Here is a 12671-nt window from a genome sequence, read left to right as displayed (position 1 = left end):
GATGACGGCGCTTACAAGGCCAGCGACGCGGCCAGGCTGCCGCCGCCGCAGACAAAGAGGTTCTGGCCGGTGATCCAGCTGCTGGCCGGGTCGGCGAAAAACAGCGCGGCGTGGGCCACGTCTTCGGGCAGGCCCAGGCGCCGCGCCGGCAGCGAGGCGGCCAGCGCGCGGGCGCGCTCGCCGTCCTCGGGAAAATCGCTGGTCAGCATGCCGGTGACGGTTGGGCCGGGGGACACGGTATTGACCGTGATGCCCCACGGCCCCAGCTCCAGCGCCCAGGTGCGCGTCATCGCCGCCAGCGCCGCCTTGCTGGCGCCGTAGGCGGTGCGCCCGGCCAGGCCGACGATGGCGCGCGAGGCCACGTTGACGATGCGGCCGAAGTGCCGCGCCTGCATCCGCGGCAGGCATGCCTGCGCCAATTGCATGGCACAGCGCGCATGCAGGTTCATCATCAGGTCGAATTCGGCATTGCCGACGTCGGCGAGCGCGGTGTTGCGCACCACGCCGGCGTTGTTGACGAGGATGTCGATGCGGGGCTCGAGCGCAACCGCGGCGACCAGGGCCGCAACGCCGTCGGACGTGGACAGGTCGGTCACGACACTGGTCAGCAACGGGTGCGCCGTCTCCGCCGGCGCGAGGCCCGCCGCGATCACGCGGGCCCCCTGTTTCAGCAGTGCTTGGCTGATTGCCAGCCCGATGCCGGCGTTGCCGCCGGTCACCAGCGCGGTGCGCCCCGCAAAGCGCAAACCTTGTTGGGTGCGCGGGCTCATGCGTGGTCTCCGTCCTGGTTCATGGGGAGGCAGCGGGCGCGCAGCACGCCATCGGGATGTGCATCGTCTCGGTCCAGCCATACCGCCGCGCGCGTGCCGGCGGCCAGCATGGTGTCGGCGAGCGCGAACAGCGTCACGCCGGCATCCAGCCGCACCGCGGCCACGTGCACCGGCAGCCGGTCCGCGAAGCGCGGCTCGAGCGTGTAGTGCAGCACCGCCACCGACAGCACCACGCCGGCGCCGCTGTCGGGCAAGTGTTCGATATCGCCGTGCAGGCACCGCGGACAGTACCGCTGCGGCGGATAGAAGCGATGGCCGCAGGCCGCGCAATGCGGCAGCGCCAGGCCGCCGGACGGCGTCGCCGCGGCCAGCGCCTGCCAGGCGGGGGAATGGGCGCTCATGCCGGGACTCCTTCGATGATGGCGGCGCCGGTTGCCAGGCAGCGGTCGTACACGGCCATGCCATAGCCGCTGGCGAGCCCGAGCCGTGCGCCCGGCACCTGGTTGGCGCCGGCCTGCCCGGTGACCTGGCGCAGCACCTCGACCAGTCCCAGATAGCCGCCAGCCGCGCCGGCCTGGCCGCAGCCAAGCTGCCCGCCGCTGGTGTTGTGCGGAAAATCGCCGCGAAAGCCCAGGTCATGCGCCTGTATAAAAGCCGCGGCGGTGCCAGGCTGGCAAAAGCCGAGCCCTTCCAGCTGCAGGAACACCACGGCGGGGTAATCGTCATAGGTGGCCAGCACGTCGATATCTTGCGGCGTCGCGCCGGCCTGCCGGTAAAGCCGCGCCTGCTCGAGCGCCCAGCCGCCGCGCAGGATGGCGTCGTCGTCGGCATAGGCGTTGTGGCGCTCCACCACGGCGCGCAGGCGCGCGTGCGCCAGGCCCAGACGGCGTGCCCTGCCGCGCGACATCACCAGGAAACCTTCGGCGCCCGCGCACGGCATCACCAGGTCGAGCTTGTGCAAGGGCTCCGCGATCGGCCGCGCGTGCAGGTAGTCGTCCAGCGTGATCGCGGTGCCCAGCAGGGCATGCGGTACGGCGCTGGCGTTCTGGCGCTGGCTCACGCACAGGCGGCCAAAGTCTGCGCGGGTGGCGCCGGTGGCCTCCATGTAGCGCCGCGTCAGGTGCGCGAACGGCATGCCTGGTCCTGCCGCGCCGTACGGATGGATGGCGTCGATGGCCGCCCACGAGAAACGGCTGGCCAGGCCGGCGAAGCCGCCGCGCGGATTGGCGTCGGCGCCAATGCAGGCGATGACCTCGGCATCGCCCGCCTGCACCGCGCGCGCGGCGCGGCGCAGCGCGATCACGCCGCTGGCACCCCCGAACGGCACCGACTCCAGCCAGCGCAAGGAGAGGCCGAGCGAGCGCGACAGGCTTGCCACCGGGTCCGGCGGCAACGTGAAGCTGGATACCGCCAGGCCATCGACGCTGTCCTTGGACAGGCGGGCGCGCACCAGCAGCTCGCGCAGGCATTGCGCCACGTACCAGTCGGCCGGCTCGGTGCTGTAGCGCGTGTAGGCCGTGGTGACCGGCACGGCGAGCACCACATCGTCGTCCGTCGCGGCATGATCGCAGGTTCTATGCATGGATTTCCCCTGGCATGCCGCGTCAGCCGCGCCCGGCGGCGCCGGACACGGAACGTTTCTTCATCGCGCGCAGGTCGAATGCCGCCCGCTCACCGACCAGGGTGCGCATGGTTTGCTTCAGCGCGCCGCGCTGCAGCTTGTGCGACGCAGTCAGCGGCAGCTCGCTCACGAAGGCGATATAACCGGGCAGCTTGAAGTACGGCAGCCGCTGCGCCGCTGCCGCGAAGATTTCCAGCGCGAGGGCATGCGTGGGCGCATGCCCTGCGGCCAGCTCGATGCAGGCCATCACTTCCTCGCCCCGGATTTCGTCGTCGACCGGCCCCACGCCCACCTGTTGCACCATGGGCAGCTGGTTGAGCACCGCCTCCACTTCCAGCGAAGCGATGTTCTCGCCGCTGCGCCGGACGATGCTCTTCTTGCGGTCGACGAAGTACAGCGAGCCGTCGCGTCCCTGCCGGACGATGTCGCCGGTATGGAAGTAGCCGCCCGCCCACGCCGCTTCGGTCAGCTCCGGCTGGTTGGCATAGCCCGAGAAGAAGCCGGCGCGCGGATCGCTGCCGGCCGCGCGCACCTGCAACTCGCCGGCAGCTCCCGGCAGCACGTCGCAATCGTGTTCATCGACGATGCGGTACTCCATATGGGGCGCGGGCCGACCGAAGCAGCGCGTGCCCGGATGCCGCGGCTCGGCGTTAGCCACCACCGCGGCCCCCGCGCCGACCTCGGTCATCGACCAGGATTCGACCAGCGGGAAACCGAAGCGGGCTTCGAATGCGGCCTGGTGCTTGGGGTGCGCGCCGGCGCCAAAGCCGAAGCGCACCGCGTGTGCCCGATCGCCGGGCTGCGACGGCAATTGCAGCAGCATGGCCGGCATCACGCCGAGGTAATGCACGATGGTGGCGCCACTCTGTGCGACGGTTTGCCACCAGGTATTGGGATGGAAGCGGTCCAGTTGCACGATGCAGCCGCCGCTGAGGATCATCGCCATCGATGAACACGCCAGCGCATTCATGTGCACCAGCGGCAGCGGCGTGATCAGGCGCTCGGCGCCGGGCGCGAGCGCGCACAGCCCGCCCAGCGAGATATACCAGCGGCCGAACGCCAGCATGTAGGCGTTCGACAGCATGCAGCCCTTGGGCAGGCCGGTGCTGCCCGAGGTATAGACCAGCGCGCACTCGTCGTCGGCGGCATTGCAGCCACCCCGTGGCGCGGGCAGCGCCGCCATCGCGCCGTCGATGCCGTACACCGGCGGCAATGCCAGGCCAGTCGCAGCGAGTGCCGGCGCCAGGGCCTGCCAGGAGCCCGCGAGCGTCACCACCAGTGCGGCGCCGCTGTCGCGCAGCACATGCGCGATCTCCGCCGCGCTGCTCTCCGCGTTCAGCGGCACCACCGATGCGCCGACGCCGTTGAGGGCCAGCCACCACAGGAAGAATTCAGCGCGGTTGTCGAGCAGCAGCGCCACGCGCTGCCCACGGGCCAGCCCGGCATGGCGCAGCGCGGCTTCCAGTTCGCGGATGTGCTGTCCGGCCTGGCCATAGGACCACTCCACCGGTTGGCCGCCATAGGCAGCAGTAGCCTGCGCCGGGATATGGAGAAACGGCCGGCCGGCGTAGCGGCGGCAGGCGGTGTCGAACGCCTCGCGCACCGAGCGCAACGTTGCCGCGCCGTCATCGCACCGGGCCGGGCCGCCTGCCGCCGGCAAGCGGTGCGATAGATCCACTGTTAAGCCACCAGGCATGGTTGTCGTCCCCCGTTCGTTGCGGTGGCGCTTCGGCGCCTACCGATTGGTGATGGCCGAATGCTATATCTCAAGTAACTTGAATTCAAGTTATTTTTTGTCGAATGATTTGGACTCAAGTAGAATGGCCGCATGACTACTTATGACTACGTCGACCAGTTTCTTGCCGAGTGGCGCACCGCGCGCCCGGATCTGCAGTTGGAGCACGCGGACCTGCTGATCCGCGTGATACGCCTTGGCGGCATCCTGGAGCGGGAGCTCGGCCGCCTGTCGCAGGCGCACGGCATCTCGGCCGGGCAATTCCAGGTGCTGGCGGCGCTGCGCCGCCGGTTTCCGCAAACCGCGTCGCCGTCAGACCTGAGCCGGATCGCGATCCTGACCACGGGCACCATGACGGTGCTGCTGGACCGGCTGGAAGAAAAAGGGTTGGTGCGCCGCCTGCGCGACCCCAACGACCGGCGCCGCCTGGAAGTGGAACTGACACCGGCCGGCAAGGACCTGATCGACCGCGCCCTGGACGAGCGTGTGGCGCGGCTGCACGCGCTCACGGCCGGGATGGATGCCGACGACAGCAGCGCGGCGACACGCGTGCTGCGCCATCTGCTCGCCGAAATCGACGATCAGGCCGCGGGCGGCACGTGAGGCCGGACGGCGCGGGCGCTGTGCCTCAGGCCTCTTCCGACCACTGCACGCCCTCGCGCGCCATGAACGCCGACGATGCCGCCGGCCCCCAGGTGCCGGCGGTATAGGGGCGCGGGCCCTCGTCCTGCGCGCGCCAGGCCTCCAGGATCGGATCGACCCAGGTCCATGCGGCCTGCAGTTCGTCGCGCCGCACGAACAGCGCCAGCCGGCCGCGGATGACGTCGAGCAGCAGGCGCTCGTAGGCTTCTGCGCGGCGCGTGGTGAAGGCCGAGTCGAGGTTCAGCGCCAGGCTCAGCGGCTTGAGCTTCATGCCCTCGCCCGGCTGCTTCACCATCAGCGTCAGCCGCACCGATTCTTCCGGCTGCAGCCGGATCACCATGCGGTTGGGCTGGAGCGTGCTGCCCGGGTCGAAGATCGAATGCGGTACCTCGGCAAAGTGGATCACCACCTCGGTCACGCGCTCCTGCATGCGCTTGCCGGTGCGCAGGTAGAACGGCACCTGGTTCCAGCGCCAGGTGCCAAGCTCGGCCCGCATCGCGACAAAGGTCTCGGTGCGGCTGTCGGGCGGAATGCCCTCTTCCTGCAGGTAGCCGCGCACCAGCTCGCCGCCGATGGCGCCGGCAGTGTACTGGCCGCGCACGGTGTTGCGGCGCACGTCCTCGGGCGACATCGGCCGCAGCGAGCGCAGCACCTTGAGCTTTTCATCGCGCACCGCGTCGGAGTTGAGCGACGCCGGCGGTTCCATCGCCAGGATGCTGACCAGCTGCAGCAGGTGGTTCTGTACCATGTCGCGCATCGCGCCGGCCTCGTCGTAGAAGCCGCCGCGCGTGCCCACGCCCACGGTCTCGGCCACGGTAATCTGCACGCTGCGCACGAACGGCGTGCGCCACAGCGGCTCGAAAATCGAATTGCCGAAGCGCAGCGCCATCAGGTTCTGCACCGTCTCCTTGCCCAGGTAGTGGTCGATGCGGTAGGTGCGGTCCTCGCTGAAATAGCGGCTGACCACCTCGCCGATGTCGATCGCTGACGCCAGGTCCACGCCCAGCGGTTTTTCCAGCACCAGCCGGGTGTCGTCGGCAATCAGTCCGTGGCTGGCGAGGTTGTCGCAGGTGGCGGCGAACAGCCCGGGGGGCATTGCCATGTAGTAGATGCGCAGCGCGTCGTTGCGCAACTGCGCCGCCAGCGCGGGATAGTCGCCCGCCTGCGAGGCGTCGACGTGCACGAAGTCCAGCCGCTGCAGAAAGCCTTGCCATTTGCCCGCATCTAGATAGCGCGCATCGACAAACGGTTGTGCGCTTGCGTCGGCAAAATTGACAAAGGCCTCACGATCCCAGCGGTGCCGTCCCACGCCAATGATGCGGGTGCCGTCGGGCAGGTTGCCGTCGCGGTGGCACATGTAGAGCGAGGGCAGCAGCTTGCGCGCCGACAGGTCGCCGGCGCCGCCGAAGATGACGAGGTCGAGCGGCCGGGCGTCGGCAGTGCCGAAGGCGGAGACGGTGCGGGTGGTTGGCATGACGGGCTCCTTGCGTGCCGATGGGCGGATGAGGTTGGCCGGGGGCGGGGCGAGCCGGCATTGTTTGCGTTGTTCGTGCAGTCTGCCGGATCAGCATGTCCCGGTCACGTTGCGCAGGTATTGCGGCTGGCCGGCCGGCACAGCGGCAAACGCCATCGGACCATCCGCATCATCCGTGCCATCGAACACGGCCGGCCCAAGCGCTCGGAGCACGCGACTCCTGTCCGGTTCAGCGTAGCGAGGAACGGCTCGCGTCGACAACGATACCGGTCCGAGCCACTTCAACAACGATGTATTGAACTGGTATTCAACGAGGGCGCTACGGCAATATCACAGCCAGACTTGGGACGAAAGTTCGGCTCCACACAAAGGTGCGCCAACCGTAGCGTCCCGTCAGACGCGCACGGCTGTAGAGGCCGTCAGGGCACGCGCCCCTATGCAGTACCAATTGACGGATACCGTGCGCATGGCACGTGCGTCACCCTCTGCACAGGATTCCCCGCAAGGCGATTAAAAGTCCTAAAGTGGTATCACAGACATCAGGCTTTGGTACCTATGACGAGTCGCATGGATCAAAGGCTGCAGGCGCTGCGGCCCGACGAGGCCGACGCCACGCCGATCTACCTGCAGGTAGCGCGCAAGCTCACCGCGGCCATCCAGGCGGGGCAATGGCGGGCGGGCGATGCGTTGCCGTCGGAACGCACGCTGGTCGATTCGCTGGGGATTTCGCGTGTCACCGCGCGGCACGCGCTGCAGGTGCTGGCCGAGGAAGGCACCATCACGCGCAACCGCGGCGCGGGCACCTTTATCGCCCCGCGCGCCGAGCCCAGGCCGGCGCGGCTGGACAATTTCAGCGAACTGGCGCGCCGGCGCGGCATGACGCCGGCGAGCGAGCTGGTGGGGTTCGAGCGCCGCCGCGCCACGGCGCAGGAAAGCGCGGAACTGGACCTGGCCGCGGGCGACGAGATCGTCAGGCTGACGCGGCTGCGCAAGGCTGACGGGCGGATCTACTGGATGGATGTGACCACGCTGGCGCTGGCCGTGGTGCCCGACGCCAGCGCCATCGGCGAATCGCTCTACGCTTACCTGGAGCGGATCGGCAAGCCGGTGCTGCGCGTCACCGAGACGCTGCGCGCGGTCGTCGCCACGGCGGAACTGGCCGCGCGCCTGGGCATCGCGCCGGGCGAGCCGCTGCTGCATATCCACCGCACTGGCTACACCCATGGCGACAAGCCGGTCGAGCTGACCGACGCATACTGCCTGAACGACTTCTACGAACTGAAGCAATAGCGCCCGGCGACGCTGGCCACCGGTGGTTCCACCGGCGGCGGGGGCGGGTCGTCCTCGGGCGACAGCGGCAGGTCGGGCGGCACGCCCGGTGGCGCGGGCTCTTCCACCGGGGGCACGGTATGGCGCGGCTGCAGGCGCGCACCGGCGAACGGGTTCAGCGAGGCAGGCATGCGGGGACTCCGTGGTGGGCTTACTTCCTCATTGAAGCAAACCCCACCCGCGCGCGCCAGTGCGGACGCCGCGCCGGTCAGGCGTGCTGGCGGCGCACGAAGAACAGCGCCGCGCCCACCGCCATCAGCACGCTGCCGAAAAACCGGTTCTGCCACAGCACCGCGCGGGCATTACGGAACAGCCCCTGCATGCGCGACGCCAGCAGCGCGTAGCCATGCATCACCACCAGGTCGACGCAGCACATGGTGGCCGCCAGGATCGCCAGCTGCGGCGCCAGCGGCCGGTTCGGGTCGATGAACTGCGGCAGCACCGCGACCATGAAGATGATGCCCTTGGGGTTGGTCACGTTGGTCAGCAGGCCGGTGGCGAAGCGTCGGCGCCGGCTCATCACCGCCACGCGCACCGGGCCGCCGTCCTGCGCCGCATCCGCTTCCACGCGCGCGCGCCATTGCTGGATGCCGAGGTAGATCAGGTACAGCGCACCGATGGTCTTGACCACCATGAAGGCCTGTTCCGAGGCCAGCAGCAGTGCGCCCAGCCCGCCGCCGGCCACCAGCAGCACGATCACCAGCCCGGCCTGCAGGCCGAAGATGGTGGTGGTGGTCCTGCGCAGCCCGTACGACAGGCCATGGCTCATCGACAGCACCGCGCCCGATCCCGGCGACACCGCGATCACCCAACACGCGGCGAAATAGGCCAACCAGACTTCCCAACGCATTTCAACTCTCCTATGACTGCAACATGCGGGGCGGCGCATCGCCCCCCGGCATTTGTGATTCGCTGCGGCGCCGAGGCGCCTCAGAGCGGGTGGAACCCGCCCAGGAACTGTTCCACCTGTTCGGCCTGGCGCGCGTCGCGCGCGGCCGCGCCGGATTCCAGCACCACCGCCTGGAAGGCGCGCGTGCCCACCGCCACCAGCCGCGCGCTGAGCCGGCGCGGCGACTGGTCCTGCGGCGACACGCCGCTGGCCTGCAGCTCCAGTCCGGCCAGCGGGCGGCCCGGCCGGTCCGCGCTCATGATGGTGACCGGCCGCGTGCGCGGCTCGCCCGACAGCGTGCCCAGGTTGGCCAGCAGGCCGGCCTGCATCGCCGCCAGGGCCTCCCGCCGCAGCGTCTCGTCGTCGGCGGGCAGGGTCACCACGCCCACGGCGAAAAGCGTGTCGTCGATGCGCGCGGCCTCCATCGTCATCGGCAGCTTGCGCCCGGCAATGGTCACGTCGCGCGCGGCGCTGGTGGGCTTGCCGGGATAGAGCGCGGCGTAGCCGCCCTCGCCCGACTGGATGGTGCGCCAGTCATAGCGCGGCGAACAGGCGCACAGGGCCAGCGCGAGCAGCGCGGCACTGCATGTCAGGGACCAGCGGGACGCGGCAGCAGGGCTCGGCGGGGGCGGCACGGGACGCATGGAAAACGGGGCGGAAGCACAGGCTCGGGACGGCGCGCGCGGGCGCGATCGCCGGCGCGCGGAAACCGGTATTATCCCGGAAGCGGCGCGCCAGTGCTTGCCGCGCCGCCTCCTCCGCTCCACATCCGCCATGCCTGCCTCCCGCCTCGCCCCAGCTGCCACCTCTCGCTCCTGCCTGCACTGGCTGTCTGCGGGCGCCCTGCTGGCCGCCGTGGCCGGCGTGTCCGCCGCCAGCCCGCCGCACCTGCCGCCGGCCACGGACCTCGCCGCCCACGGCGCCGACGCCGCGCGCCGCGGCGAGCCGCTGGTGGTACTGGTATCGATGCCGGGCTGCAGCTATTGCGATACCGTGCGCCGCAACTACCTGGGCCCGCAGGCCGCCGCCGGCGAAATCGCCGTGCGCGAACTCGACATGACCGCCGACACCCCGCTGCGCGATGCCGACGGCAGCCCAACCACCGCGCGCGCCTGGGCCCGCGCGCACCAGGTCAGGGTGGCGCCCACGGTCCTGTTCCTGGACCGCCAGGGCCGCGCCGCCGCCGGCCCGCTGCGCGGCATGCAGCCCGACTTCTACGGCGCCTACCTGGAACAGGCGCTGGCGCAGGCGCGCGCCGCCGTCGCCGCGCGCAAGTGACGAAAGGGTTCCAGCGCGTCACCGCAAGGCGGTACCGCGCAGGCGCGCGAACGCCTGCCGCATTAGAATGTCCCACTGCTGACCGGCACTGCCCGGTCCTCCCCTGCACTTACGAAGCGGCTCCAGCCGGATTCCCATGACCACTACCCCCGCCTCCAAGACCTCCCGCAAGCCCTGGCCCATCGTCGCCGCCGTGGTGGTGCTGGCGCTGCTGGGCTGGTTCGGCTACCGCGCGCTGTCGCCGTCCGGTACCGCGCCGGCCGCCACCTTCACGCTGCTGTCGGGCGAAAAGGTCAGCACCGCCGACCTCAAGGGCAAGGTCTACCTGGTCAACTTCTGGGCCACCAGCTGCGCCACCTGCATCAAGGAGATGCCGGACATGGTCAAGACCTACGAGCAGTTCAAGGGCAAGGGGCTGGAATTCGTCGCGGTGGCGATGAACTACGACCCGCCCATGTACGTGATGAACTTCGCCAAGACGCGCGAGCTGCCGTTCAAGGTGGCAATGGACAGCGACGGCAGCGCGGCCAAGGCCTTCGGCAATGTGGGCCTGACGCCGACCACCTTCGTGATCGACAAGGAAGGCCGCATCCTGAAGCGCTATGTCGGCGAGCCCGAGTGGGACGCGCTGCACAAGCTGCTCGACGGCGCGCTGGCAAAGTCAGCGTAACGCCCGCGCCGCGAACCTGCGACAAAAGGTGCTCATCGAGCACCTTTTTTTGTTTTCGGGCCCGATCCCGCGCGCGGCGGGTTGCGCCGGCGGGCTGTATGGATATACAGTTGGCGCCAGTTTTCTCATCGCGTGTCCTGCCCGCCCCAACCCGTGACCCTGGACCTTGCCCCCGCGGCTGAATCAGCCGAAGCCGCCACCCCCGACGCCGAAGCGCTCCCCGCCTACCTGTCCCGGCTCAATCCGGAGCAGCGCGCCGCGGTCGAGCACGGCAGCGAGGCGCCGCTGCTGATCATCGCCGGCGCCGGCTCGGGCAAGACCAATACGCTGGCGCACCGGGTCGCTCACCTAGTGCTGGGCGGCGCCGATCCGCGCCGCATCCTGCTGCTGACGTTCTCGCGCCGCGCCGCCGCCGAGATGGGCCGGCGCGTCGAGCGCATCGTCGACCAGGCACTGGGCACCAGCACCGGCGCCGGGCGCGCGGCGCTGCAGTGGTCCGGCACCTTCCACGCCATCGGCGCGCGGCTGCTGCGCGAATACGCCGAGACCCTGGGGCTGTCGCCGGCCTTCACCATCAGCGACCGCGGCGACGCCGCCGACCTGATGCACGTGGTGCGCCACGACCTGGGCCTGTCCGAGACCGCCAGCCGCTTCCCGAAGAAGGAAACCTGCCTGTCCATCTATTCGCGCGTGGTCAACACCCAGGCGCCGCTGGAAGACGTGCTCAGGCAGCAGTTCCCGCGCTATGCGATGTGGGTCGATGCGCTGCGCACGCTGTTCGCCGGCTATGTCGAGGCCAAGCAGAAGCAGCACGTGCTCGACTACGACGACCTGCTGCTGTACTGGGCGCAGGCCATGGCCGAGCCCGCCATCGCGCAGGACATGGGCACGCGCTTCGACCATATCCTGGTCGACGAATACCAGGACACCAACGCCCTGCAGGCGTCGATCCTGCTGGCGCTGCGGCCCGATGGCCGCGGCCTGACCGTGGTCGGCGACGACGCGCAGTCGATCTACGCCTTCCGCGGCGCCACCGTGCGCAATATCCTGGATTTCCCCGCGCAGTTCACGCCGGCGGCGCAGCAGGTCACGCTGTCGCAGAACTACCGCTCGACGCAGCCGATCCTGCAGGCCGCCAACGCGGTGATCGGGCTGGCGGCCGAGCGCTATACCAAGGACCTGTGGTCCGAGCGCCAGTCGGCCGAGAAGCCGGGCGTGATCGTGGTCAACGACGAGGCCGACCAGGCCCGCTACGTGGTCGAGCAGGTGCTGGCGCGGCGCGAGGCCGGCCTGGCGCTGATGGCGCAGGCGGTACTGTTCCGCGCCGCCGACCACAGCGCGCAGCTGGAGATCGAGCTGGCGCGGCGCAATATCCCGTTCGTGAAATTCGGCGGGCTCAAGTTCCTGGAATCGACCCACGTCAAGGATGTGCTGGCGGTGGTGCGCTGGCTGGAAAACCCGCGCGACCGCATGGCGGGGTTCCGCACGCTGCAGCTGCTGCCGGGCATCGGCCCCAAGACCGCGGCACGCGTGCTCGATGCCATGGCGCTGGCGACCGAGCCGCTGTTCTCGCTGCAGGAATTCGAGCCGCCGCCGGCCGCCGCGCCGGCGTGGGCCGACCTGCTTGCGCTGGCGCGCGCGCTGATGGCACCGACCTCGCCGTGGCCGTCGGAATTCGAGCAGGTGCTGGCGTGGTACACGCCGCACCTCGAACGCCTGCACGACGATGCCCCCGCGCGCCAGGCCGACCTGCAGCAACTGGAGCGCATCGCCGCCACCTATGGCGCGCGCGAGCGCTTCCTGACCGAGCTGACACTGGACCCGCCCAGCGCCTCCAGCGATGAGTCCGGCGTGCCTTCGCGCGACGAGGATTACCTGATCCTGTCGACCATCCATTCGGCCAAGGGCCAGGAGTGGAAGGCGGTCTATGTGCTCAATGCCGTCGACGGCTGCATGCCGAGCGACCTGGCCACCGGCACCACCGAAGAGATCGAGGAAGAGCGGCGACTGCTCTATGTGGCGATGACGCGGGCCAGGGACCACCTCGATGTCATCGTGCCGCAGCGGTTCTACGTGCACCAGCAGGTGGGCTTCGGCGACCGGCATGTGTATGCGTCGCGCACACGGTTTTTGCCGAACCGGGTGATGCCCAACTTCTACAGCCGCTCGTGGCCGCCGCCGCCGATGCCGGGGGAAGGCGCAGTGAAGCCGACGCTGGCGCCGGTGGATCTGGCCAGTCGGATGCGGAATATGTGGCGGTGAT

At 69.8% G+C, this 12671-nt stretch carries 13 protein-coding genes; 5 read left to right on the top strand and 8 right to left on the bottom strand.

Annotated features, from left to right (window positions below; all coding sequences use genetic code 11):
- Window positions 1-11: 11 nt before the first annotated feature.
- From MKD50_RS10820 to MKD50_RS10805, 4 genes are read right to left on the bottom strand one after another with little or no spacing between them, the layout of a single operon-like run.
- Window positions 12-770, bottom strand: a complete 759-nt coding sequence (locus MKD50_RS10820; RefSeq protein WP_252667130.1) for an SDR family NAD(P)-dependent oxidoreductase — start codon at window positions 768-770, stop codon at window positions 12-14.
- Window positions 767-1171, bottom strand: coding sequence for a Zn-ribbon domain-containing OB-fold protein (locus MKD50_RS10815; protein WP_115705638.1), 405 nt, complete (start codon window positions 1169-1171; stop codon window positions 767-769). The genes MKD50_RS10820 and MKD50_RS10815 overlap by 4 nt, the downstream gene beginning before the upstream one ends.
- On the bottom strand, window positions 1168-2352 hold the full coding sequence (locus MKD50_RS10810; protein WP_252667129.1) for a thiolase family protein: 1185 nt from the start codon (window positions 2350-2352) through the stop codon (window positions 1168-1170). The genes MKD50_RS10815 and MKD50_RS10810 overlap by 4 nt, the downstream gene beginning before the upstream one ends.
- Window positions 2353-2374: 22 nt before the next feature.
- Entirely contained in the window at window positions 2375-4069 is a 1695-nt protein-coding gene (locus MKD50_RS10805; protein ID WP_252667128.1) for an AMP-binding protein, read from the bottom strand.
- Window positions 4070-4219: 150 nt separating this feature from the next.
- Between MKD50_RS10805 and MKD50_RS10800 the strand changes: the two genes are divergently transcribed.
- A complete protein-coding gene (locus MKD50_RS10800; protein WP_115705633.1) occupies window positions 4220-4729 on the top strand; it encodes a MarR family winged helix-turn-helix transcriptional regulator in 510 nt (169 codons plus the stop codon).
- Window positions 4730-4754: 25 nt separating this feature from the next.
- On the opposite strand, the gene zwf is transcribed toward MKD50_RS10800, so the two are convergent.
- On the bottom strand, window positions 4755-6242 hold the full coding sequence (gene zwf / locus MKD50_RS10795) for a glucose-6-phosphate dehydrogenase (RefSeq protein WP_115705631.1): 1488 nt from the start codon (window positions 6240-6242) through the stop codon (window positions 4755-4757).
- Between the two features lie 567 nt (window positions 6243-6809).
- On the opposite strand from zwf, the gene MKD50_RS10790 reads away from it, so the two are divergent.
- Entirely contained in the window at window positions 6810-7532 is a 723-nt protein-coding gene (locus MKD50_RS10790) for a GntR family transcriptional regulator (protein WP_252667127.1), read from the top strand.
- Here MKD50_RS10790 and MKD50_RS10785 read toward each other — a convergent pair.
- The 3 genes from MKD50_RS10785 to MKD50_RS10775 form a co-directional block, all read right to left on the bottom strand.
- Entirely contained in the window at window positions 7514-7702 is a 189-nt protein-coding gene (locus MKD50_RS10785; protein ID WP_115705627.1) for a hypothetical protein, read from the bottom strand. The genes MKD50_RS10790 and MKD50_RS10785 overlap by 19 nt on opposite strands.
- Window positions 7703-7779: 77 nt before the next feature.
- The gene (locus MKD50_RS10780; protein WP_252667126.1) at window positions 7780-8421 is read right to left on the bottom strand and encodes a LysE family transporter; all 642 of its coding nucleotides are present in this window, start codon (window positions 8419-8421) and stop codon (window positions 7780-7782) included.
- 80 nt (window positions 8422-8501) lie between these two features.
- Window positions 8502-9104, bottom strand: coding sequence for a hypothetical protein (locus tag MKD50_RS10775; RefSeq protein WP_115705623.1), 603 nt, complete (start codon window positions 9102-9104; stop codon window positions 8502-8504).
- Window positions 9105-9234: 130 nt separating this feature from the next.
- Between MKD50_RS10775 and MKD50_RS10770 the strand changes: the two genes are divergently transcribed.
- The 3 genes from MKD50_RS10770 to MKD50_RS10760 all read left to right on the top strand — a co-directional run bounded on the left by MKD50_RS10770 (window position 9235) and on the right by MKD50_RS10760 (window position 12670).
- A complete protein-coding gene (locus MKD50_RS10770; RefSeq protein ID WP_252667125.1) occupies window positions 9235-9738 on the top strand; it encodes a SoxW family protein in 504 nt (167 codons plus the stop codon).
- Between the two features lie 136 nt (window positions 9739-9874).
- The gene (locus tag MKD50_RS10765) at window positions 9875-10408 is read left to right on the top strand and encodes a TlpA disulfide reductase family protein (protein ID WP_115705621.1); all 534 of its coding nucleotides are present in this window, start codon (window positions 9875-9877) and stop codon (window positions 10406-10408) included.
- Between the two features lie 153 nt (window positions 10409-10561).
- Complete coding sequence (locus tag MKD50_RS10760; protein ID WP_252667124.1) at window positions 10562-12670, top strand: ATP-dependent helicase; 2109 nt, start codon at window positions 10562-10564, stop codon at window positions 12668-12670.
- Window position 12671 lies beyond the last annotated feature (1 nt).

Source organism: Cupriavidus mimosae (assembly GCF_023952485.1).
GTDB lineage: Bacteria > Pseudomonadota > Gammaproteobacteria > Burkholderiales > Burkholderiaceae > Cupriavidus > Cupriavidus taiwanensis_C.
Note: the sequence above shows the minus strand (reverse complement) of the source record. Positions and strands in the feature narration are given on the sequence as shown.

Coding starts and splice junctions, on each gene's coding strand:
- MKD50_RS10790 (WP_252667127.1), top strand. CDS start 6,810: ATGGATCAAAGGCTGCAGGCGCTGCGGCCCGACGAGGCCGACGCCACG.
- MKD50_RS10770 (WP_252667125.1), top strand. CDS start 9,235: ATGCCTGCCTCCCGCCTCGCCCCAGCTGCCACCTCTCGCTCCTGCCTG.
- MKD50_RS10815 (WP_115705638.1), bottom strand. CDS start 1,171: ATGAGCGCCCATTCCCCCGCCTGGCAGGCGCTGGCCGCGGCGACGCCG.
- zwf (WP_115705631.1), bottom strand. CDS start 6,242: ATGCCAACCACCCGCACCGTCTCCGCCTTCGGCACTGCCGACGCCCGG.
- MKD50_RS10785 (WP_115705627.1), bottom strand. CDS start 7,702: ATGCCTGCCTCGCTGAACCCGTTCGCCGGTGCGCGCCTGCAGCCGCGC.
- MKD50_RS10800 (WP_115705633.1), top strand. CDS start 4,220: ATGACTACTTATGACTACGTCGACCAGTTTCTTGCCGAGTGGCGCACC.
- MKD50_RS10780 (WP_252667126.1), bottom strand. CDS start 8,421: ATGCGTTGGGAAGTCTGGTTGGCCTATTTCGCCGCGTGTTGGGTGATC.
- MKD50_RS10765 (WP_115705621.1), top strand. CDS start 9,875: ATGACCACTACCCCCGCCTCCAAGACCTCCCGCAAGCCCTGGCCCATC.
- MKD50_RS10810 (WP_252667129.1), bottom strand. CDS start 2,352: ATGCATAGAACCTGCGATCATGCCGCGACGGACGACGATGTGGTGCTC.
- MKD50_RS10820 (WP_252667130.1), bottom strand. CDS start 770: ATGAGCCCGCGCACCCAACAAGGTTTGCGCTTTGCGGGGCGCACCGCG.
- MKD50_RS10775 (WP_115705623.1), bottom strand. CDS start 9,104: ATGCGTCCCGTGCCGCCCCCGCCGAGCCCTGCTGCCGCGTCCCGCTGG.